The sequence below is a fragment of the Maribacter sp. 4G9 genome (assembly GCF_002742265.1).
Classification (GTDB): Bacteria; Bacteroidota; Bacteroidia; order Flavobacteriales; family Flavobacteriaceae; genus Maribacter.
Genome location: NZ_MDGL01000067.1, coordinates 31,088 through 54,300, shown reverse-complemented (window position 1 = coordinate 54,300; position 23,213 = coordinate 31,088). Strand labels below are relative to the sequence as shown.

22 protein-coding genes are annotated in these 23,213 nt (G+C 45.1%); 9 read left to right on the top strand and 13 right to left on the bottom strand.

Annotated elements, in window-relative coordinates:
* Window positions 1-88: 88 nt before the first annotated feature.
* From BFP75_RS09695 to BFP75_RS09635, 13 genes are all read right to left on the bottom strand, one after another.
* Window positions 89-889: a PRTRC system ThiF family protein gene (locus BFP75_RS09695; protein ID WP_158657149.1), complete on the bottom strand. Its 801-nt coding sequence runs from the start codon at window positions 887-889 to the stop codon at window positions 89-91.
* The gene (locus BFP75_RS09690) at window positions 879-1,589 is read right to left on the bottom strand and encodes a hypothetical protein (protein ID WP_099545115.1); all 711 of its coding nucleotides are present in this window, start codon (window positions 1,587-1,589) and stop codon (window positions 879-881) included. The genes BFP75_RS09695 and BFP75_RS09690 overlap by 11 nt, the downstream gene beginning before the upstream one ends.
* The gene (locus BFP75_RS09685; protein WP_094997570.1) at window positions 1,589-2,632 is read right to left on the bottom strand and encodes a hypothetical protein; all 1,044 of its coding nucleotides are present in this window, start codon (window positions 2,630-2,632) and stop codon (window positions 1,589-1,591) included. Before BFP75_RS09685 ends, BFP75_RS09690 begins: the two co-directional genes overlap by 1 nt.
* A 2-nt stretch (window positions 2,633-2,634) precedes the next feature.
* Window positions 2,635-2,850 (bottom strand): PRTRC system protein C, encoded by a 216-nt coding sequence (locus BFP75_RS09680; RefSeq protein WP_094997569.1) that lies wholly within the window; start codon window positions 2,848-2,850, stop codon window positions 2,635-2,637.
* A 12-nt stretch (window positions 2,851-2,862) separates the two neighbouring features.
* Complete coding sequence (locus BFP75_RS09675) at window positions 2,863-3,348, bottom strand: hypothetical protein (protein WP_094997568.1); 486 nt, start codon at window positions 3,346-3,348, stop codon at window positions 2,863-2,865.
* Window positions 3,349-3,667: 319 nt separating this feature from the next.
* A complete protein-coding gene (locus tag BFP75_RS09670; RefSeq protein WP_099545113.1) occupies window positions 3,668-4,867 on the bottom strand; it encodes a hypothetical protein in 1,200 nt (399 codons plus the stop codon).
* Complete coding sequence (locus BFP75_RS09665) at window positions 4,868-5,698, bottom strand: serine/threonine protein kinase (RefSeq protein WP_094997566.1); 831 nt, start codon at window positions 5,696-5,698, stop codon at window positions 4,868-4,870.
* Window positions 5,699-5,703: 5 nt separating this feature from the next.
* Window positions 5,704-6,405 (bottom strand): AsnC family protein, encoded by a 702-nt coding sequence (locus BFP75_RS09660; protein ID WP_099545112.1) that lies wholly within the window; start codon window positions 6,403-6,405, stop codon window positions 5,704-5,706.
* Window positions 6,406-6,781: 376 nt separating this feature from the next.
* Entirely contained in the window at window positions 6,782-11,797 is a 5,016-nt protein-coding gene (locus BFP75_RS09655) for a helicase-related protein (protein ID WP_099545110.1), read from the bottom strand.
* A gap of 6 nt (window positions 11,798-11,803) precedes the next feature.
* Window positions 11,804-12,169: a hypothetical protein gene (locus BFP75_RS09650; RefSeq protein WP_099545109.1), complete on the bottom strand. Its 366-nt coding sequence runs from the start codon at window positions 12,167-12,169 to the stop codon at window positions 11,804-11,806.
* 12 nt (window positions 12,170-12,181) lie between these two features.
* Window positions 12,182-12,496, bottom strand: a complete 315-nt coding sequence (locus BFP75_RS09645; protein ID WP_099545108.1) for a hypothetical protein — start codon at window positions 12,494-12,496, stop codon at window positions 12,182-12,184.
* A 4-nt stretch (window positions 12,497-12,500) separates the two neighbouring features.
* Window positions 12,501-13,760: a hypothetical protein gene (locus BFP75_RS09640; protein WP_099545106.1), complete on the bottom strand. Its 1,260-nt coding sequence runs from the start codon at window positions 13,758-13,760 to the stop codon at window positions 12,501-12,503.
* A gap of 10 nt (window positions 13,761-13,770) precedes the next feature.
* Window positions 13,771-14,565 (bottom strand): M23 family metallopeptidase, encoded by a 795-nt coding sequence (locus BFP75_RS09635; RefSeq protein ID WP_099545105.1) that lies wholly within the window; start codon window positions 14,563-14,565, stop codon window positions 13,771-13,773.
* Window positions 14,566-14,663: 98 nt separating this feature from the next.
* On the opposite strand from BFP75_RS09635, the gene BFP75_RS09630 reads away from it, so the two are divergent.
* The 9 genes from BFP75_RS09630 (at window position 14,664) to BFP75_RS09590 (ending at window position 23,213) form a co-directional block, all read left to right on the top strand.
* The gene (locus BFP75_RS09630) at window positions 14,664-15,875 is read left to right on the top strand and encodes a hypothetical protein (protein WP_099545103.1); all 1,212 of its coding nucleotides are present in this window, start codon (window positions 14,664-14,666) and stop codon (window positions 15,873-15,875) included.
* A gap of 119 nt (window positions 15,876-15,994) precedes the next feature.
* Complete coding sequence (locus BFP75_RS09625; protein ID WP_099545102.1) at window positions 15,995-16,807, top strand: hypothetical protein; 813 nt, start codon at window positions 15,995-15,997, stop codon at window positions 16,805-16,807.
* Window positions 16,808-16,985: 178 nt separating this feature from the next.
* On the top strand, window positions 16,986-18,278 hold the full coding sequence (locus BFP75_RS09620; protein ID WP_123803375.1) for a hypothetical protein: 1,293 nt from the start codon (window positions 16,986-16,988) through the stop codon (window positions 18,276-18,278).
* A 45-nt stretch (window positions 18,279-18,323) separates the two neighbouring features.
* Window positions 18,324-20,789 (top strand): type IV secretory system conjugative DNA transfer family protein, encoded by a 2,466-nt coding sequence (locus BFP75_RS09615; protein ID WP_099545099.1) that lies wholly within the window; start codon window positions 18,324-18,326, stop codon window positions 20,787-20,789.
* Complete coding sequence (locus tag BFP75_RS09610; protein WP_099545097.1) at window positions 20,789-21,187, top strand: hypothetical protein; 399 nt, start codon at window positions 20,789-20,791, stop codon at window positions 21,185-21,187. The genes BFP75_RS09615 and BFP75_RS09610 overlap by 1 nt, the downstream gene beginning before the upstream one ends.
* 242 nt (window positions 21,188-21,429) lie before the next feature.
* Window positions 21,430-22,104, top strand: a complete 675-nt coding sequence (locus tag BFP75_RS09605; RefSeq protein WP_165776568.1) for a ParA family protein — start codon at window positions 21,430-21,432, stop codon at window positions 22,102-22,104.
* 2 nt (window positions 22,105-22,106) lie between these two features.
* Window positions 22,107-22,571 (top strand): hypothetical protein, encoded by a 465-nt coding sequence (locus BFP75_RS09600; protein WP_099545093.1) that lies wholly within the window; start codon window positions 22,107-22,109, stop codon window positions 22,569-22,571.
* A 125-nt stretch (window positions 22,572-22,696) separates the two neighbouring features.
* Window positions 22,697-22,924, top strand: a complete 228-nt coding sequence (locus BFP75_RS21795) for a hypothetical protein (protein ID WP_162987837.1) — start codon at window positions 22,697-22,699, stop codon at window positions 22,922-22,924.
* Window positions 22,857-23,213: a hypothetical protein gene (locus tag BFP75_RS09590; protein WP_099545091.1), complete on the top strand. Its 357-nt coding sequence runs from the start codon at window positions 22,857-22,859 to the stop codon at window positions 23,211-23,213. Before BFP75_RS21795 ends, BFP75_RS09590 begins: the two co-directional genes overlap by 68 nt.

Genomic DNA, 23,213 nt, shown 5'->3' with positions numbered 1-23,213 from the left:
CAAAAAACGTTTGAGCCTGAGAATTCCCTGTAAAATAATCCATATAAAAATAATGAATCCCAAAAAGGGAAGTTTTTCGTAAAGAATTTCAAGCGATAGCATGTATATTGGATTTTATGGGAAGCGGATTCGTCCTGCCCGTTTCAAGGTTTACGAATGCCCCGTGATATTTGATTTTTTTGTTCGTTAGTAGTTCATAAAGGCAATGGACGGCCATCGATGACAGGGCATCATTGATGAACAGCGATTGTTCCTGCAACTTGTCCGCATAGCTACATCCCATTCCCTGTTCGACCTCTTTTTCCATCGCCAATAGGTCGGGGAACAAATCAACGATATGATATAACTTTTGGTTTTGCACCTCCCCATTCGAAGGCCGATCATTGTGTTGCAGATTTCCGAGGACATACTGACCAAAGTATTTTCCGTTGCCCAGATCCAACCAATAATGTTGGTTCTCATAGGGATAGGAACTTGAGTGTGGGTGTTCCAAAACCTTTGCCAGTTCCAACCGAAAATCGGCACCGTCCACACAGCTAATGATCAAATTGGCGTGCAATCTTTTATCGTCCGCACCTATCCGTTCGGGAACGGCATCCCATTGCAGTCCGAAGGTATGGTTGACCTTGGTTACGGCACAAATGGCCTTGTTGCCCCCAACGTCCTGTGGGGCATAGAGCTGTCGGCCCACGTTCGAGGGCTGTACCAAGTCCCCGTCGAAAACGGTCACATAGAGGCCTGGATGCCCCAACTGCACCAAGGCATGGTCGAGCCTTGACAAACGTGCCAATATAAGGGAACCGTTGCCCCCTGCCCCGACCAATGCAATGGTAATGGGATGTGTGGGAGCGAAAAAATAATTCGGGGCGTAGTGAAAATCAGTTTTCATAGACATGCTGTAAAAGTTGGTGGTTCGCGAGTAAAAGGGACTCCTCGAAATTCTGTATTCCCTGCATTTGGAGCATTAACTCCGTGTAGTTTCCGTTGAGCAGATGGTCGTGGTTTGTATGGGTAAACACGGACAGGAAAAATTGCTTTTCCACAAAGGCAATGATGTCCTCATAAAAGTCCAAATGGCGATATTGCAACATCGCATCGCCCATGCACACCTTTCCAGAGGCATAGACGTTCATAAAAGGGGCATGGTAGAGTTCCGTGCCGTCATGGATCGGCTTTTTTCGTGTTATGGCAAAAACGGAAAGCGATTCCCCCGAAAGGGAAAATACCAATTTGGGTATGGGATATGTTCCCGTAGGTATGTCCAATTGCTCCTTAAAAAGAAGCCTTTCCGTGGTTCGGTCGCAAGACCAGACCAACTGCAACGTCCCCTTGTCCCTGAAATAGAGCAACTGTTTGGGCAACCGGCCCTTAAAGGAAAACTCACTTTGGTCCACATCGACCAATTTGAGCATGTCCCTTACCATATCCATGGTAAGCGGGGACCCTACCCCCAATTTCCCATTTCGAACGGTATGCCTTGAAAAGTAACATTCGTCCCGTCCGTAATACCCGTTTATGGCCTCATAACCTATGATGGCTATTTTGGGTTCAAAATGAAATTTCGGGTTGTGAAGGGTGCATTCTTCCATCAGAGTTTTTTTAAGAGTTCGTTCAAAAGATCCATAAAATTGAAAACGGCATTTACCTGCCCTTCCTCTCGCATTACAAAGGGTTTGATATCGTTCCCAAGGGTAAGGGATGTGTCGTAGATGGTATGGGAGTAGCCGTACTGTGCGATCTCGTTTACAAAGTTGATATAGCCATTCTCCAATTGGGAATCCTCCCTATCCAAAAAGACGATCAGGTCGTCCACTTCCATATCCATGTCATCTTCCAAAAAACATAGGTTGGCAAAGGCATTGAAATCAATGATAGGGGCTTCCAAAAGCAAATCCCGTATCATTTTGAACAAGGTGTTCTTTGGACGGTAGCCACGCATACAGGCCAGCCAATCGAAATCCTCGTACTCCGCATAATCGGAAGCATGGGCCTCGATAAAGCACAGGACGCATGGCCCCTCGGCACAACAGTCTGTCTCGGGGTCGGATTCGGATTCCGAAACCCCCAACGACCATTCGAACAAGCATTCCAAGAGGTAGCCCATCCGCTTGAATACATTGTCAAAGGGCAATGAATGCACAAAGGACAGCAGGCTAGCGAACAATTTTGGACTGCGGATTCGCAGCGAAAATATGGGGGCCATTGGAATCGCCCAAATATGGTGTGCCTCAAAAACGGGTTTCATGACAAGGATGCCATCATTTCCCTCTTGTGTACATACCTCCTTTACCAGTGCATCGGGAATTTCCATGTGCAATCGTTGCAATTGTCCGAAGAACCGCATTTCAGGCCTCCCTTCCGTCAAGGCGGATGCCTTGCCCGTAAGCGTATCCAATGCATTTTTCGTCAGGGTGCCTAGCATGTCCCATCGATTTTCGTCCCCACCGTCGAATACCTCGAATCGGGGCAAGATCGGAATGGTCAGGTCAGAAAAAAACGATCCCCTTGTTGGACGTGTTTGGCTCTTCGGGTTCCCGATGATGGCTTTGTCCGTGAATCCAGAATGCCGAACAAGGCCTTGTGGAAGTGCGACAGTTCCCTTTTTGATGGTATGTGCTTCTTTTTCATTCATCGCTATCCTTTGGTTCCCGCTATGGTCTTGAACATAATTTCATGACGCCCGTCGACAATGCCGTTATCCACGATCTTGGCGTTGGTCAGTTCGGGATACACCGAGGCATAGTGATCTTTGATCCGCTCCGGTGTCCAATTCAGGTCGATGTCGTCCAAGACGGATTCCCCCGAGACGTTTTTTATCATAAATTTTCGTTCCAATCCTAATACTTCCATAATGCTTGTGGGTTAAAAAAAGGTGGGTTGTTGATAGGCTTTCATATCCTCGATGGTCTTTTTTGCCAAAGCGTCGTTTTCATCGAGTTCCAGTACTTTGTTGGCCAGATTCACGGCCTTCCTGTGTTCAGCCATTGGGTTAAAGTTCTTGTCCTTCACCAGTTCCTTTAGGTCGGACAGCGCCTTTTTCTTTTTCTCCTTGCGGTCGTTCGCCATTTTGGTCTTTTCCTCTGCCTTTTTCAAGTTGCTGAGATAGCCGTTGGCATTGTCGAACAGGACTTTTGTTTCCTGCATGGGTTTCCCCAACCGTTCCAAAAAGACGGTATCGATTTCCTCGATGCTGCCCTTGAGCGTGAAGGGCCGTATCGCTTTTAGGGCGTTATCCCCCTCCGATGCCTTTGGGAGTAGCGAGACCGCACAGTCCGTACCGTGAAAGGAGACCGATATGGAGAATTGCCCGATGCCCGTCTTGCCCAAAGATTTAAAGAATGTTTCCATAGATTTTGCTTTTAATTGTTGTTACAAGATACCCTCAAGAATCTTCTAATCATTGAAAATTAAGGATTTAAACCACAATCGACTTCTTCTTCCCCTCACCACAAAATACGCCCCGAAGGGGCGTTGGAACCGGTGTCCGCTTATTGGAGGCGGGCGGGAATCATTGCAAATTTTTGGATGGACTTTAGGTAACCGTAAAAATTTTTGCGGAAGTAGTTTACGGTATCTATGGCAGGCTGTGTTGCATACGAAGTAGGGCTTTCGTTAATTCATGCGCTTTTCGTAGTTGATAACTGAGATGTATAAATCCATAGGAAATTTAAATAGAATCCCATTTGTGACTTAAGACCATTCCTCTTAATCTGTGAAAAACATTTAAAGCAGAAAGGTTGGAGTCTACAACATCCGAAAAATCCCTGTCTTTTCCTCGTATTCCATTGTCATTAAAATATTTGGTAAGTCTATCGGCTCCTTCCAGTCTTAATTTAATGGATTCCTTAGTCTCAATATAAGATTCTTTCACGGTATTTTGGGCTTGCATTCGTAAACATTGTAGATAGTGCCGGAAAGACTCTCGGTCGCCATATTTGACAGTTGTTGGTTGCGCACCAGAAAAGAGAATATCGGCATAACCAGAAAGGTTTTCTGTATCCGTTCTTAAATCACTCAAAATACCCAAACGTCTCGCAATATCTAAAAACGGTATTTGATATTCCGATAGGCTCTGAGGACAATAGTACCATGTTGACCTCCTACTAACAGAATCCTCCGGATTGTTGAACTTATTGGCATTAAAGCTCCTAACATTGAGCCAATTTCCGGATGCTATTGCATCGGTTTTCGTAAGTGCCAAATTGAGCATTTGATGATTGGCGTAGCCAACAACAACCTGTTTACCTTGAAGTTTTAAACCTGCGGTTAAATCCATTAGATTGACAAGCCAATTTGGGTTGTCAACCAAATAGCGATTGTTAGATGGTTCTGGTACCACATAGCAGCCTTGCACATTCCAAGTATCCATATATTCTAAAACATCGTGAATTGCCTCCTCAGAATTCATAGCTTCTTGAGATAAACACAAAGTGAAATAAATGTTTTCATGAACATTTAAATTTTGTGCTTCATTGATAATTAAAGTATGGTAGTTATACCAATTATCATTGATTTCAGAGCTTCTGCTTCCCGGTAGGATGAAAAATGGCGTTTCATAAGGGCTATTATACTCGTCCCTTAATACTGCGAGCATTCTTCTGACGTCGACCGAATTAAAAAGAGCTGTTGAATAATCCGATGGCCAAAACGAATGGGATGTCAATCTTCCATGGTCAGCGTGCGGCACATAAAATTGAGGATCAAAGACAACTTGACCACCTACTTTATGTATGTCCGGAACAAAACCGTTCATTTGATCTATGTCTTGATCCCTTGGACTCAAAATTACAGTGCCTGATTGCCAGTTCTTAATAAGGTGCTTGCAATGCGCCATCATTCCATATCCAAATTGAAGGTATAGTTCCATTTAATTTAAAGTAAGTGTTTCCTTTAAAGTGTCAAAAACAATTTTTGCCTCATTAGCCGTATTCGGCCTTCTATTTCTTCGATGGTCTCCTAAAAGACTAATAAAGGTAGAGAGTTGGAATTGTCCATCGCCTTCTATTCTCAGAGGCGGTAAAGATATATTCTCCAGTTTTCTAAGAACCTTAAAAATATCATTATCGACATCGACCATATAAAAATTTTGCCCCCTTAACAATTCATAACAAACCACCCCTATTGAAAAAAGGTCTGCGCGTATATCAATATCTTTTTTATAGTTTCTAAATTGTTCTGAGGATGCGTAACCCACTGTAAATAGGCCAAAGGGGTCATCAGACTTGGTTATGGATTCTAGATCAAGGTGTCTTGCTATTCCAAAATCAAGAAGCCAAAAGTTGTCATCATCGTCGAGGATAATATTCTCTGGTTTAATATCCCTATGCACCAGTTGTTTGTTTTCGGAATGAACAGCTATTTCGAGCATAGTGTCCAAAAACCGAACAATATCATTTATTAGGAACTTTCTGCCGTCATTTATGGCGTCCCTTAGATTTTGCCCTGAAATGTACTCTTCGACAATCCAAATAAATTCTGGGTCAGCTTCTTCGCAATTATGAGCGATGATTCTAGGTATATTCGGAGATTCGTCTAGTACGGATACCGCTCTTATTTCCCTTTTTGTTCGCTCTAAACTGTCAGAATTTGGAAAAACTTTCTTGAATACGATTTGACCATGTTCATCATGTGTACCTTGGAAAACTTCCTTTTGCCCCCCTTTTTTGATTAGATTTAAATCCTTTAATTCTTCTATCATAAAACTTACAAAGCTGATGCCAATTGACGGCCTATATATTCATTGATAATCCAAGAGAAATAAGACCCAGGTAGTTTGGCTTTTTTTGCCCTTACCTTCAATTTTGCGCCGTCTTCACTTTGAGATAAAATTCCAAGGTTGCCATTGATCGAAGACACTACATTCTCGGTTATGGTTTTATCAGGAAGCAACACATAAGAATGTGAGGAAAAGTTTTCATTTAACTGTGCTTGCTTAAACGCATTCTTCCAATCACTCATTTTAGCTTCGATGGAAATGATTTCACGTACAAAAAAGGAATTTTCAAAATCCTTTATTCTGGCAGTCATTCCGTTAAAGAATATAAGCTCTGCTTGCACCAGCTTTTTAAGGGATTTCTGAGCGGATTTTTCGGAGTACCCAAGTTGTTGAAGTATTCTTTTAAAACGGATACCTCTTTTACCATTTGAAGAAATATGGTGCAGGATTTTAATGTCTGTTTTATCGAGTTTGTTTCGCTTTGGCGACCAATCACTTTTATTAACATCTTCCCATACCACAATCAGAATATCTGGGATTCCTGTCTCAGCATAAACTTCCTTCATTATTTTAAACTTGTAATTTTTCTTCTCAAAGTTGTGAGTGTATTGATTTAGAAAAGTATTGACCAAGTCATTTTCAGGGCCTTCTTTTTCTTTCCTAAAGTTAAATTGCAAGTTATTGAGCATATAAATTTTGTTTTGAACAAAGATAACAACCTAAAGATAATTCCTTTTTTGTATTTGAACAGGATAATAAAAATAAAGAGTTTATCGCTCTTTGTTTTCAAAGAAAGTGCTAATAATAGGTTCTGAAAGGGTTAAATGAAATTTCTCCCTATTATATGCCGGACAAACAACTCCAATTTAATTTGAACTTCACAATCTCAGGAATCTCTGTAAGTTGCTTTTTAAAACAACCGCATAGCTATTGCCTAAGAAATATCCATTTTAAAGGGGCTAACTGTCAACATTCAACTACTTATTTATAAGGTAGTGTGGCTATATCTCACTTTAGGTGTGTTTACATTCTAAATTGGAATTTACGAAATAGTCTTTGCCGTGGTTAGACTTTGACTGCCCTTTTTCGTTTGAGCTCTTTGATATCCTGTCTTAATACCTGCATCTTGGCCGTTTTTTCCCGAGGGAAGCCAATAGCCGTTTTCTTTTTATGGGTTTCCATCGAACGCAGGTTATAGTCCAGATCGAATTTCTTGGAGCTGATTTCCCGTTTTACCTTTTGACATAGCTTGACGAGTTGCAGGGCCACTTTTTCCGGATCGAACCGTTGCTGTTTTCTGCCAGCGATGTGGATATTCCTGAACTCTAGCCGATAGCAATAGAGATAATTGTGGTTTGAGGGAACATATTCCGCTTGAAAGACCAAATTGGCGTTCAGGGTTTGCAAGCGGGCAACTTGCTTGTGCTTTTGTATGTTCAGGTTCAAATTCGACCGTTCGACCATCGCCAGGCCCAATCCTTTGAAAAATGTTTTGGGTTCCCTTATGTTATGGACACTCGATTCGAGTTCGGAACCCGAAACGAGACCTAGCAAACTTCTTTGCAACTGGCCCATGTCCTCGGGTTCGATTTCATCCATGGGCAGGTTCAGCTGGCTGATCGTATTTTGCGCCCTCTCCAAATCGGCCACTTGGGAAACAATATGTTTGTTTTCCTTTTCGATGCGCTCGATGGCTTTGAAGGAATTGGCCTTGTTGAGCTCGTGCAACCGCTTTTGCGATTGTAGAAACTTTAGGTCATCCGAAAGCTTGACGAGTTGAAACTGGTCCATATCCCCAATCAACGCGGCCTGCATCTGTTCATAGGACAGGCTCTTGTCATCGGGAACGAGGTCGTCATAAATGCGCTTGTTCGGATCGGCCTCCCTGATCTGTTCCCGAAATCTTTCTTTATGGGTATTCAACGAATAGGAAAAGATGTCCGTGGAATCCTTGATGCCGTAAAATCGCTCCACCACCGTATTGCCATAGATTTGGGCCACTTCATTTCCCTTGCGCAGGCCCCGTCCGGCACGTTGGTCGAAGGCATCTGGGGAATAGGGAATGTCCATATGGAAGATGCCTACGACCCGTTTTTGGATATTCGTGCCCGTACCCAATACCTGTGTACTACCGAGTGCCACCCTAATCTCTCCATTTCGTATCTTTTCTTGCATGAAATCCGTTTTGTTCTTCGCCTTTTCCTCTTGGGCCAAGGCAATTTCATGGGCTGGAATGTCATAGTCTTCCCGAAGGATTTCGCGGACCGTGTCGTACGAGTTGTACTGTCCCGGTTTCCAAACATTCAGGTCGGAGAACACCAAGCACACCCCTTTGTGTTCCGATGTTTTTTTATAAAGCTCGGCAACATCCCGGCACAGACGTTGCAGTTTGAATTGGTCGAGTTCCGAAAAATCGATGGCAAGATTGTCCTTTGCCAAAGGGTCGATCAAAAGGGAACGGTTGATGTTGAGTGCCGTTATGTGTGCGGACTTCATTTGGTCTGCGTTGTAAATGGGAACCTTGAACAGGGCATTTTGGTTGAGATCCTTTGTAAACCTGAGCGAGGCCTGTTTGAGTTCTTCATAGGCTGGTGTCGACTCCAAAATGATAAATTCCCTGTCCACTTCAAGGTCATGGGTCTTGAAATGTTTGTCCCTACAGATATGGGTAAAGGAGTTGTACATCTTGCTCAATTCGGGCAGATTGGTATAGTATCGAAATCGCGCATGCATCCTCGGATCCCCGAAAATGTTCGGTTCGATGCTTACGCTCTGCTTCAGGAAAATCGAGGCCCAAGCATCGAAATTGAAGATGTTCTTGCGCTTCAGTGCCGCAGGGGTAAGATAGCGCTGGTAGGCATACAGTTCGGTAACCGAGTTTTTTAGAGGGGTGCCGCTATAAAAAAAGATGTTTTTGTCGGGACCCATCCTGTGGTGGATGGATTTTATGCTGATTTCAAGGTCCAGGTTCCTTTGACTGTCCGAATGGTTGTTGAGGCCGGATACGTTCTGATGCCGGGTCGTGAAACCGATGTTCTTGAAATAATGGGCCTCGTCGATCATCAAAGCTTCGATGCCCAGATCGGTCAGTGTTGTCTCCGATTCCCCGGACCGTTCCTCCAATTTTTTTAAGGTCGCCTGCAACTTATCCTCCAAATGTTCCTTTCTTTTGATAAGGCCCTTAATCAGTTTCTTGGATTCCTTGATATTTCCGTATTCCCTTGCCGTTTGTAAGTCCTGTTCGATCATATCGATTTTTTCCCCGAGGATATTCAGGACGAAATGTCTTGATTTGGGAATCTGCTTTAAATGGCCATGCTCGGCGATAATCAGGTCAATGGCCCTATGGTTTTTTATCGTTTTCAAGGTCCTGGCCCTTTTGCCCTTGGCCATGTTCTTCGAACTTAATCGGAGGATGTTCAACTGTGGGAAATTGGCCCTGATCTCGGCCTCGATCTGGGGGGCTACGCTTTTTAAAGTCAGTAACAGGGTTCTCCTGCTTTTCCCGTGCTGTTTCAGTTTATGGGCCAGCATGGCCATGGATAGGGTCTTGCCCTTTCCGACCTGATGATCGTTCAGGGCACTCCCTTTGGTAAGCCCGAAGAGGGTGGAGTCGATCTGATGCTGGTAGGGCGGGTAGACCAAGGTATCGGGAAAGGTGAGCCATCCCTTGGGCACCGTGATATTGACATCGGCCAAAAAGGCCTGGTAATAGTTGTTCTCAATGGTGGCCTTCAACTCTTGCCGCCCTTCGATAAAGGACTTGAAGTGGAGCTGCAGCTCCTCGTAAAGATTTTGGGCCATCAAGGTGGCATCCTTGTCCAATTTCCTAATGGTCTTTCCAGATCGGTCCTTGAACGAAGTAAAAATGACCGGATACCTATTTTCCGCAAAATGTTGCAATATCCGTTTATAGTTCGCCTTGACCTCATGGCGGAGCACCACACTGAATCGTTCGTGGGCCTCTTGGTTAAAGTCCCTTGGGAACATAAGGGTCAGGGTGGAGTTGAACTGCGCCATATTGATTTGTACCTTCTCGCCTATGAGTTCCTCCAAAAAAGACTCCTTCGCGGAAATAGGAATAAAATGGCTTTCGAAATTGAACTCGATATCGTCCAGGTCCAACTTTGCGGGAAGCAGTTCCGTCAATGCCCGTTCCATCTTTTCCATTTCAATTTCGAATGGCGGAGGATGGTTTCGGACATATTCGATCTTGTCTTGGATATAGCCACTGGAGAATAGAAAATAGGGCACCACGGCATATCCCGTTTCGGATTCCGTATCGGGCTCCAGAAAAAAAGAAAGGGTCTCCAACCCGTTCAGCAACAATTGTTTTTCGTTGGTCTTAAAGGCTTTTGCCATGGCAACTATATCGATTTGTCCGTTATGGTCAAATTGATAACGTGCCATTTGTTCGGGATTCTCGAATCGGGGTTCCTTCGCGTCGGATGTATCTGGGCCGATTTCAGCAGGAACGGTTTCATCGGGTTTTGTTTTGGCGCCAGGAGCCTTCAGAAATCGTTCCAAGGCAAACGACGGATTTTTGCCATAATCCTTTCCCTCCACCTTTTTCTCGAACTGCTGACGGACATGCTCGAAATAATGGTCGTCCTTCAGAAATATGAGATGCCCCTTTAGGAATCCCCACTTAAAATGGAAGGTGTCCAATTGGTAGTCCAGGTCCTGGAAGCGTCGGGCAACTTCTTGCTCCGGAAGTTCTCTTTTTTCGATATTGAGGTTGAGCAGGACAAGCTCGTTCCGCATACGGGCGTAGTCCGACACCAGTTCCTTGATTTTATGGGGTACCTTTCTTGTGCTCTGTGGGTCAGTGTAAAACAGCACCTCCCCTTTCTTGTTAAAATTGTAGGTGCCGAAAAATAGTCGGGAGTATTGTTTTGCATCGTCATCATGCAAGACAATCGGAGGTAAAGCCGTATCGACGATAGGAGGCGTTGGTGGTGCTGGCGTTTGTTCATCAGCCATGGCCTCCTTTGGCAAGGATTCCGGTTTTTTCGTTATATCGGAAGGTGCCGGACCGACCTCGAACTTGAAACCATCGGATTGTCCTTCCAGAAAACTGGACAGGAGTATTTCGTTGGGTTCAACGACCATACTTGGCCTACTGTGGAAAAAGCCGAGCTTGGGCGTACCGTGGACGTTCCCCGGATTGTTCTTGAAAAAACGATTGGTCAGAAAGGATTGACCTTCCAGTTCAACGGCTTCGGTATCCGCAAAATCCATTTCGTCGGCGGACAGCGTTTTTTTGTTGGAAGTCCTTCGGTAAACCAATAGATCCGATACGACCTTGGTGCCCTCCTTTACGAACAGATCGGTGTTGAAACGGTTGGCCAGGAGTAGGTCGTTCTCCAACAATATAGACTCCCTAAAGTCATTGTAGGCACTTCGCTCGGCAAAGGCCGAAGAGGTAACCAAGGCCGTGATACCGCCATGACGTACCATCTTCGGCGCATAAAAATTAAAATAATTGCCCACATTCTTGAGCGGACCTTCCGTCAGGTAATCGTGTCGATAGGCCTTGGTGATGGGAATGTCGCCAAAAGGGATATTGGTCATGACCAGATCGAAACGGGTCTTTTCCCCTTGATCCAGAAAAAAATCCTCAAAAGTGGTGTTCAATACGGTTACACGGTCGTCTTTTTGGTTGTTGGCCTTGAGGATCTCAAAGGATAGGATATCGGGTTCCATAGCTGTGATATGGGCTTCGGGGAAGGCCTTTTTCAATTCCTGCACATAGGCCCCATTGCCCGCCGAGGGCTCCAGTATGGTCTTGGGTTCAAACCCGTTCTTTTTTAGAAGACCGATTTTATATTCGATAAGGGTCTTGGGGGTATAGTAGCTGGTCAGATGGTACCGCCGCAACGAATCCAGTATTTCCATGAAGGTCTCCGGAAAGGCCTGTTCAAGGGTCTGAAGCAATTGTTGCCCCTGTTTTTCCTTCCCGGATGCAGGATAGAACAACAGTTCCCCCAACTTGGCAAGTCCGGAATTGTTGATATAATAGTTCTTGGGATTCGATGCCTTTATCAAGGCAACGATCTGGGCCAAATGTTCCTGTTTCATCCCGGACTATTGAAGCGATTTCAGAATGGCCGCCCTTCCCTTTGGGTGTTTTTCGTTCAGGGCCCGATAGATATCCGACAGGGCTTCATTGGCATGTTCCAGCGCAAGGGGCCCAATGTGGCCGTCCTCAAGAAACTGTTCCTGCAATTTGGCGTGCAGGATATGGGCATTGATGGCAAAATCAAAACGGTATTCCGCAGCATCCAAACGGGCGGTCAGGTTCGGATAGGCCTCCAACGCGTAAAAACAAAAATGAAGGTCGGGACCGCATTCCCCACTGGAAAGCTGACGCTCCCAGTCCTTGATCGTTTCCGGATGTTCGGCCCGGAATTTTTGGGTTTCCGAGGTAAGCAATAGTTCTGCCTGTGTCATAGATTGTATTTTTTAAGGTTTGTTTGACAGTGTAAAATCTTTCGCGTTTTCAATATTTGGACGCAGAGTTTCGTTCAATTCGATAAGGTGTTCGTACAAGGCGTTCTTGAACAGCATCACGCCTTCAAGTGAATCGAAGTGATAGAAAACGTGTCGCCCCTTTTCGGAGTGGATGAATAGTTCATAGGCCTGTTGCTCAGTACTTTCGCTCCATGGTTGTAATATTTCTGATGTAAAATCCAACAACGTGGTAATACTGTCCATAAGGAAAGCATCCCGTAGTAAGGGGCGTCCAGTTGTGTCCAAAATCGTTATCTCAAAAAGCATGGTGTCAAATGGAAAATTTAATTCTTCTTTTTTCTTTAGTCCCCAATGGTTCCAAGGGATTGGTACGGTTCATATATTCCCTGTAGCCACGGTAGTATTCGGGATGTTTGCTTTTTAGATTGGCAATGGGCCTATATTCCTTGAGTTCTGGTTTCTTGCCGTTTTTAGTCAACGCAAAATAGGTTTTACCTGAACCGTAATGCTTTTTTAGCAGTAGGGTATCGTTGGTCTGCCGCAAGGGAATCTTGTCCACATCTATGAGATAGTCCTTCTTCTCAATAAGGTTTTTGACGACCTCGTACTTTAACCGTTTCGGGACGTTTTTGGATTCCAAAAAATCATCCAGCAATGTCCATTGCTTTAAAACATCGATACCTCCCACACTGTCCGTAGCCTTTAGGAATAATCTGTTCCCATGAATGCCTAGGAAAACGCCGTATTTGGTCTCGGCCAAAAAGGTTATTGATTTTTGTCCAAGTAATGTGCGGAATTCGCCTACCGAGAGATATAGGCGATTTTTTTCATTGGCGACTTTTAGATAGGGCACCAGTACGACAACGTTTTTTCCTAGGGTTGCTGGAACGAAAAGTCCCTCCAAACCTTGTTCGACCTGAATAGGCAACGTTTTGGAAAATTTGGGTAGTTTATCGCCAGGCGGCCCTAGAGTTTGGATGCCATTTTGTAGATGCCGATTGTATGAGTAAATATTACTTAAAGTATCGTTGAAAAGGTGGAGCAGCCTGTTTTTGGTCTGCATATCCAAATGGTCGACATCCCTTTGGAAATACCTGTGCTTCATAAACAAATGATCGGATCTGGAAGGATACAGGTGTTGAACCCTTTCCTTTAGTAGCGAAATGGAATAGTTGCGCCAGACCGGACAATTGTTCACATGGGTAAAGGATATATAAGTCCTATTCTCTACCCTATGATACCCCAATAACAGTTTCATCAACTTATTTTCGTTTTCATGGATGGATATGCGACCTATAGGGGTAATATTCCGGTCTTTTTGGAACAGCTGGTCTTTACTTTTTAAAAGGGCCAACTGCTCTTTCAATGCCGTATTGATAAAACCCGATTCGGCCAATTTGAGATCACGGACATATCGCAACTTTCTGAGGTCATTCAATTGATCGGTCGGAACGGCCTTAAATTCAAATTTTTTAAATGCACTGAAGTCGGGGTCCAAAAATTGGGACACAAAATTTTTGATCCTGTGGAAGAGTTTAATGGAATTGCGAATAGTGAGATACGATTTCATGGCTATCGGTTCAATCGATTTTTAAATTGGAATACGCCTCATACTTTATATTGAAGGAAGATGCGGGATTTACCCTCTTTCCGTCCTTGATGACCTCGTAGTGCAAATGGGGTCCAGTGGAAATCCCCGTATTCCCAACGGTTCCAATAAAATCATGGGCATCGAGTACTTCCCCGAGTTCGACCGCCACGGATTCCATATGCCCGTATAGGGTACTGAAACCATAGGCATGTGAAATGATAACATGCAGGCCATGCCCATTGGGATCGTTTTCGATATGGGCCACCCTTCCGGCAGCCGTACAATAGATCGGGGTATCCTTTTCCGCCGCCAAATCGACCCCAAAATGCTTCCTAGTGACCCGATGGATGGGATGGTGCCGGTTTCCATAGGAACTTGAGAGAACATAGTGCTCCCGGAACAGGGGAACCGTCGAGGGCACACTGTCCAAGATTTCCGGGCGCAAGGGCAAAAACGGTTTTAACCGGTCCATTTGCTCGAAATTTTCCAAGTCGTGCAATAATTCGTTGAGCCGTTGATAGATCAGGTCTTCCCTTGATTCCTCGGTCATGGGTTTGTTTATTTGCCTTGTTAGCTTTCCAAGGTCTTTGGTATTTTGGGGATTATTGTAAAAAAATCGATTGGCGGCGATACAAAGAAAGAACACCCCGACAAAAATCCAGTAACTGCTGTTCTGTGGGGTAAAATGACCGCTATCCGTGGAATTGGTGATGCCGCCCACTTTTTGGGCGTATCCCTTTATCCAACCGATCGAAGATTTTTTAATGTTCTTCCATGTGCTCATAACGAATTTATTGCGAAGAATCTTGACAAAATTTTGATTATTACAAATTTTATTTATATTTGTAGTAATTATTGCAAATATATGTAATTTTTACAAATATGAATAACACATGGCGAAAATTTGATGCAACGCTGGATCTACCGGCCCTAATGGATTATTTTGGGCTTGTGGTGCAACGAAAAACGAGTACCATTATATGCTACCAAATCGGGAAGGAGCAGTATATCGTCATAAGGACCGAGTTCGGATATCGCTATTACAAACCGAGCGGACCCAAGACAAAACTGACCGTTTTTGACTTTATATTGGAACGGCTTTCCCGAACGGATGCAGAGGCGAGAACGGGTCTGTGGACTAAAATCGAGGATTTCTATGTAGAGCTTGAAAAAAAATCGGAATTTTTTCTAAATGACGGCTCCAAAAATTCACTTGAAGTTGTTGACATCGGTTTCAATCATTTTGAAGCACTGACCGAGGAACTTTCCCTAAGGCCGAAAATCCTAGCAGGCGTCGGTTCCGACATTTTCCAAGATTGTATCTACGAAAATCCGGAGGGCCAATTGTATTTCCCCTATCGAAACTTAGCCAACACCCTTACGGGATATGCCATGGACAAGGAAGGGAAGCTTTCCCTGATAGCGGAAAGCGATATTTCCAAATCCGTTTGGTTCAGTAAGGTCCCCGATACCATCAAGCATTTAGTGGTACTCCGCAACCCCATGGAGGCCATGGCCTTTCATCGAAGGTTCCGATTGGAGAATGTGGTCTACCTTACGATATCCAACATCAATTACGACACCTCAAAACTACTGGTGCAGATTCTGAAGCGTACGAAGCTGAAAAAAATGGTGCTCAGTTTTACCGGATCCTCCAAGATCGAGGGCTATATCCATGACCTGATGCTCATTTCCTTTATCAACGATTCGCGCTTTCTGTTCAGGGTGGGCAAGGACCATTTGGCCGTCCGCTTCGATCCCGAAGGGCAGAAACCGTTGGCGAAGCTGCACAATGAGGTACTGAAATACAACGGAAGCTTGGCGAAGGAATATATCAAATACAACAAAGTTCCCGACCAATCGCTCCTTAACAGGAAGAGCATCGTGCTGACCAAGGAAAAGCAGTGGGTATCGTGCCGTATTCCCTTTGAGGTCAACGCACTTCGCTATTTTCTCTGGAGCTATTACCGAAACTATATGGACAAGACCGTTGAGATCGTTAAGCCGGTACACACCAATTGGAGGCTGGAGTTCGAAGCGAACGGGGCCTATGGCGGAACAGAAAAATTAAAGGCTTTTAGGATGGCCGTATAAATAAAGGGGGCGCTCCCGCCCCCTTCAATCCTTAATTCCGAACATGAAAAATGGAAATGTCATATCCAGAATTACAAAGTTAACAATTGTTTATTAATCCTTAATTTAAAACTTGAAAAATGGAAAAACAAGCAGAGAAGGTTTTCGTAAAAGTAAACCAACGGTGGCAGCGAGCGACCGTAACCGGAGAAAAGGACGGAAAGGTGTCCGTTATGACCAATGATGGACAGTCGTTCAAGCTGACGAGAAACAAGAAATGGTTTGAACCTATCGAATCCCAGGATCAGAAATTCGCCTATCGGGATGTCAGGGAACAATTGGAGGGGCAGTACATCAGTTATAAGAAGCTCGCCCCGAATGTACGCACGAATCTGACCGAGGGACAGGAGTATTTCCACGAGTCCACCTATATCTCTGATGGCGAGCTCAAGGAAAGTGCGAAAATGATACAGATGGTCTATGACCGGAACTTGGGTTCCCGAATGGATGTCCAGTTCCGAAGAAATGAAATGGTGACCTTGGACGATGCATGGGCCTATAACCATAGTTTCAGTGCCGACGAGTTCGAGCGCATGGTGGACAAAAAGGAGTTTGTGCTGTTCCAGGGAAGCACCAACGACGGCGAAGTGTTCCAAAAACTGGCCTATTACGAGCCGAAGGTACAGGATATCCGTACCAAACCGGCACTTTCCACGAACACCTATTTTTATGGGCAAAAGTTGACGGCGAAACAGGCCGATGCGCTCAACAGGGGCCAGGAACTCGAAATGGTCATAAAGAGCAAAGTCCACGGGAACAAACCATATATGGTATCCTGGTCCCCCCGTAGGCAGACCTTTATCACCAAAAAAGTCGATTTGGAAAAGGCCAAAAAGCTTGAGGTAAACCCCGGCGAAAAAAAAAAGTCGCGCAGCCGAGGCATGAAAGTCTGACCGATTGACCAAACAAAGGGCCGTCCATTACGGACGGCCTTCTTTTCATCGATACTCTCTACAAAAGTTAACAACGCGGGGGGAGACCCACGAGGTATTATTAATGAAATCAATTTAAAATATAGAGTAAAGTTTGGGACATATCCACATGGAATGCTCCCAAAAAAACCATGCCTATATGAAAAATTATGCCGAAAATCCGGAGCACTACAAACGGTTGATCGCCCAGATCGATCGTGAGGTCGATTTTCCCGGATACCTGATCGCACAGGGCTACCAATTGCTCAAGAAAAGTTCGGGTTCACAGGAATTTGGCAAGGAGGCGGAACGCCTCGTCCTACAGACAAAAAGAAATCCCGTAACCTATTTCAATCGCAACGACTCTTCGGACAAGGGGCGATTTTTCAAATACCTCCACAAACGCTCCGCCAATTTTTACGAAGCCGTAAAACAGGGACTGGGCATCATCCAAAGGGATTATCCCGAACCAACCACCGTTAAGGTGAGCCAAAAGAACAACAAGCGCATCAGCTTGGAAGATCGTTATCGTATCGGTCCCTTAACCAGACCGAACTATTTAATGGAAGGTCGCGGACTCTCCATAAACACCCTCCAATCCGAAGCCTTCAAGGGCAGGATCTTCAATGCCTTCCACGTCAGTGACAACAAGGGCCGCATCGCCAATATCGCCCTTCCCAAATATGGATTGGACGGTAACATCAAGAACTATACGCTTTATAATAGGCCCTATCGGGACAGAAAGGACGGAAAGGTGAAAAAGTTCCGGTTGTTCCTCAACGAGCGTTATGAATACCTTTTCGTTTCCAATCCAAATATCAATGCGGAAAAAATAGTTTGTGTCGAGAGCGGTTTCGATGCCATGGCCTACCATGAACTACACGGTTGCCCAAAAATATTCTACATCTCCATGTCGGGCCATATCGACGAGCGGAAACTCGAACAGTTCCTCCAATGGAACCGTACGGTAGACCCTTCCCATACGCTCCCTCTTCTTTTGGCCTTTGACCATGATATCGAGGGGATGCGCTACGACCTTATTCTTTTGAGCCATTGGATCAATCGAAAGTCCAACCGGGTATTCATCGAAACGGATTGGAAACGCCCCGTGATGCGTTTGAAACTAAACTATCTTTCCAAATCCATTGCTATCATGGAACGGGATACCGATTACATTAATGAACGGATTTCCAGAGGTTCCCACGGAATGCCCGAAGGTCTTCTAAAAGCCATCTGCTATCGCGACAAGGTGCTTTGGGAACTGGATTTGGAAAGGATAGTCTCCCTCCCCCAACATTCCAGAACCTATTGGCGGCTGGCAGTGGAGGCACTTTCAAAATGCTTCGCATCGGGCATCCTGAAAATGGACAAATGCCCCACCATGAAGGATTGGAACGAGGAACTGATCTCGGTAAAAAAAAAGTCCAGTTGTCGGCTAGTGAATCTACTTTAAAGACTGTCATGGACAGACCGAGGAAAACCCAAAAAAGAAAAGGGCATGCAAGATAAGAACAAGGGCTATATGGGCATGTACCTATCCGCCTTCCACTTCGCCATTATCCTGTTCCGGGAGCAATATGCCCTGTACATATTCCATTACGGGCATCAGGGATTCTTGGATAGCATCCATTCCTTTCTGGTACGGTCCGGGCTACCGTCCCAAGGCATGGTCGCCCGTCTGCTCTTGTTGGGACTTCTGATGGGCGGTATCATGATGTACCGTCCGGTCAAAAAAGAGGAAGTCGGTCGCAGAAAAAGTATTACGGGCTTTCTCGTTTCCTTGGCCTTGCTGTTCGTTTCTTGGTGGTGCCACGGTGTTTCCGAGCTGGGGATGTGGGCCTCCATGATATTTCTTTCATTGGCCTACTTGGGATTGATGACCTTCGGGATGCGATTGTTCCAGTTTTTGGACTTCATGAACTTGGCAATAAATGACCCCTTTAACGATACGAAGGAAACCTTCGAGCAGACGGGGACACGGATAGACACGCCCTATTCCGCCAACATCCCGTACACCTATTCCCACAATGGGAAACAACTGAAAGGATGGATCAATTTTGTCAATCTTTTCAGGGCATTGTTGGTCATCGGCACTCCGGGGAGCGGCAAATCCTTTTCCGTTATCGAGGAAATCATGGCCCAGTTCATCGACAAGAAATACGCCATGGTCATCTACGATTTTAAGTTCGATACGCTGACCCGCAAGGCGTACGGTTATCTACAAGAGGCCATAAAAAAGCACGGCAACGATTCCGAAATACCCTTCCCTAAGCTCTACCGTATCTGTTTTGATGACCTTCGGATGACCCATCGGAACAACCCCATGGATCCCTATGGCCTGGTCAACCAGTCGGATGCCATCGATACGGCCACGACCCTTATGAAAAACCTCAATCCCGAATGGATTAAACGACAGGACTATTTTTCACGCAGTGCCATCAGTTATACAGGGGGCTGTATCTGGTACCTCAAGAAAAAATCGGAAGAAACCGGCAAATATCTTTGTACCCCGGGGCATTTGGCCATTCTGACCACCGTAAAGATCGATATATTGATGGAAATCATGACCAAGGACGTAGAGGTACGCCAAATACTGGTGCCCTTTCGGGACGCATTGGAAAAGGAGGCCATGGAACAACTGTCTGGCCAGACCAGTACGGTCCAGATAAGCCTTTCGAGTATTGCGACCAAGGAAATCTTCTATGTGATGTCCGGCAATGACTTCAGTCTGGAAGTAAATGACGCCCGATATCCCAAAATCGTATCGCTACAGAACAATCCCGAACGGAAAGAGGTTTATTCCGCACCTTTGGGCCTGTACATGAACACTATTCTCAAGCGGGTAAACAAACCGGGCAAGCGGCATATGGCGTTACTTATCGACGAGGTACCCACCTTGTTCATCATGTTATTGCGGACCATTATCGATACCGGGAGGGAAAACAAGATCGCCACCATTTTGGGGCTTCAGAGCGTCGGACAGCTTATCCTGGATTACGGCCGGGAACTGGCCGATGTCATCTATGACAACTGTGCGAACCTTATCTGTGGTGCGGCCAAAGGCGAGACGGCCAAACGGTTGAGCGAGCTTTTCGGAAAGATTCATCAAGAAAAGGTCTCAAAGAACACGAGCAGTTCCGATGTAAGCACCAATCTGAGCACACAGATGATGGAGCTATTGCCCAAGAGCAAGATCGCATCCATGTCTACCGGACATTTCGCAGGGTTGGTGGCCGATACTTTCGAGCATCAGATCAAGGAAAAGAAATGTTATGGCCAGTTGCTCCCCGACATCGAAGGCAAGCGAAGGGCCATGAAACACAAGTTGCCCGTTGTCAAGGATTTCAAACCGGAGAATTTCGGGGAACTGTTCCAAGCGCAGATGAAGCTCATAGAGGAACTGGATTTACAGAAGAACGTCTCGGGCTTGTTTACCAAGGAAATCGGGTACATCGAATTTTATGGTACGCGTCTGGAAGAAACGGCCAAAAATGCATTTACCAATGGTACCAAACGCCGAATTTTTAAGGATGTGGTCAAGGAGCTTCGCCTGTTCGATTTCAGGGAGGATATTCTGGAACTACTGAATACTGGTCCAAGGGGTGCCGATTGGCAAAGGTTATTGGCCTATATTGTGGAGGAATTTTTGGTACGTACGGAAATGGACCGTGTGGCCCAGGCCGAATTCGACAAGATCATCGGTGAAGTGGACTGCTTGGTAAAAGAGGAATATAAGGCCGTTACGGGAAAAGAGCTTGAGAGCGCCATATTTGACGAAAAGAAAATAAATGGTGAAATTGCAAAATCAATCGACAACTCCGAGGCGGCCGTAGAAAAATTCATGGACGATTTCGGGAAGGAACTCGATGGGTCCCTGTCCCAAAGTTTGGCAGCTTTGCAGGAAGAGACGGAGTATAATTTTGAAGAGGAATTTTCCTCGTATCCCATAGAAAATTTTGAATAATGGACATTGAATCGATCATCAATCTGGACTCCAAGGATTTGGGGTATATCGGGGAACGCTTAAAGGAAATACGTCTTGAACTGGTGGAATTGGACGATGTCGAAGACAAACGGTTCAGTCAGTTTTCGATGACCAATCTGAGCGATTACCTGAACATGGACCGTACAACTTTGGCCAATGTGGAGCGCGGTTCCTCAATGGTCAATTCCATCAAGATCATCCTCTATTTCTACAGTTTGGGCTATAATCCCATTTGGATTCTGTTACCCGATAACGAGTTCGTGCAAAAACGTAACCTTGGGGAAAATATGGTCTACCAAGAAGGGCTTCGTGAGAAATACCTTGAGCTGGAGGAACGGGTTTCAGAGGCCATGAAGGAATTCAAATCGTCCTTGTAAATTTTGCATTCGGCGTAATTTCTTGCCGTTAAAAGGGTTCTTGGTCCAATATCCCCATTATTGTTTGCGAAGACCTACCTATGCTTTGTTCATGGCTATATACCAATGTCCATGGCATTATACAATCATTGCTATATAGCAACCTATAATGCACTGTATATTCAATGCTATATAGGGATATAGCATCAAATGTTCATATGGTCATATGACCATATGATACTATGGTTTTAAAAAGTATATTTATGGAAACAAAAATAATTTCATGTACGGGGGAAAAGGGCGGTTGTGGCAAGACGACCCTGAATATCATCTTGGCCACCAACCTTTTCCACCTGTACGGGAAGAAAGTAGTATTGATCGATATGGACAATCCCCAGTACTCGGTTTACAAAAAGCGGAACCGAGATCTTGGACAGGCAGGTTCGACCGAAATGCCGATATTTCCCGTGGAGCGGGCAACGGTCCAGACCCTGGAACCGTTGATCAAAAAATATTATGGTACCGTGGATTTTATCATCGTCGATTTCCCCGGAAACCTTAACGAGGAAATGGTAAGGGGGCTGCTGTATGTCGAACATATCTTCATTCCCTTTTTCCTTGACGAACTGGAAATCGACAGTACGGCGGTGTTCTACAAAACACTGCAACGGAACTATCTATGGAACGAAAATCGGGTACTGCGGTCCGTCAACCTGTTCTTCAACCGCTACGAGCTGGTCAAGGTCAATAAGTTCGATGCGGTGAGGAGAACCTTGGCAAAGGCGGGAATGCCCATGATGGAACAGGTCGTCATGGAACGGACCGTGTACAGGGAGCGATACCGGAATACCCTGATTCCCATTCCCCCGACAAAAGAGAACGGGGAACTGGGGCTAAAACGATTTATGGAAGAGGTCATGAGAATTTCAAAAAATTAAAAATGGGCAAAAAAGTAAACGTTAAGGACTTGCTGGAATCGGCCATCCTAGAGAATACGGATACCAAGGAAGAGGTCGAGGGACTTAGGGAACAACGGCACGGCACGGTCGGAAAAGTTGGAAAAAGTCCAATCCGGAAAAACAAAAGAAACGATGACTACGTTAGAGGTGGTAACACGCGTGGGGCCACGGGACGTACATTTCCCTTGGCAAAGTTAAGCCGTAGGGAACAAAAGAAGGTAACGGATCTCGAGACGTTGCTGGAACAAAACAATTATATCGACAAAAAGGAGCAATTTATCTTTAGGTTGAGCAAGACCTGTTTTGAGGACTATGAGCGACTGGCCAGCGCATGCAGCTACAAGTTGGAAAAAAAGGTCTCGCGCAACGATATCATGCGAAAGGCCTTGGAGCTTTACCATCAAGAAAACATTCGGGAACTTCAACGAATTATCGACAAGATTTGAATTGGCAGTGGGAACATATCGTCTATGCCGTCATCGGTATCCTGTGCCTGTTGTGGTACCTATGGGTCTTTGTCATACTTAAAAAATCAAAAAACGAAAAAAATGTTCAGGAAAATGATTCATATATGCAAAAATCACATATATTTGTAAAAAACACATCTTCAAAGGATAAAGATATGGACCAGTTACTCAACCGTGTCGATGAGAATGAAACCAGCTCCGAGCTGTTGGATATTTTCAATGCGTCCGATAAAGATGTTCAGAATGAATCCTTAATTCCAGAACATGAAAAATTCAAGATTATCAAAAATTCCGAGTCCCCTCCGGAACCGGAGGTGGACGACTCCGATTAACGTCTTCCTGACCCTACTTCTTGTTGTTGCTTTCCATTCGGCCGGCTTTGCCCAGATCGATGAACTGGTCGATCAGGTCAACGAGGCGGAACAGGGTACGGCACAGATAGGGAACAGTATTTTCCGCATCATCAAGATTGCCGCAGGCGTACTTCTGGCCATCGCGGCACTGGCCTTTCTCATCATCAGGGAACAGAACCAGGACATGGCGCGTAAAGTGGGCAACGCCATTGTCGGGCTCGTTATTTTCTACGGCCTTATTGAGATCGGGGAAAACTTGGCCAACTGA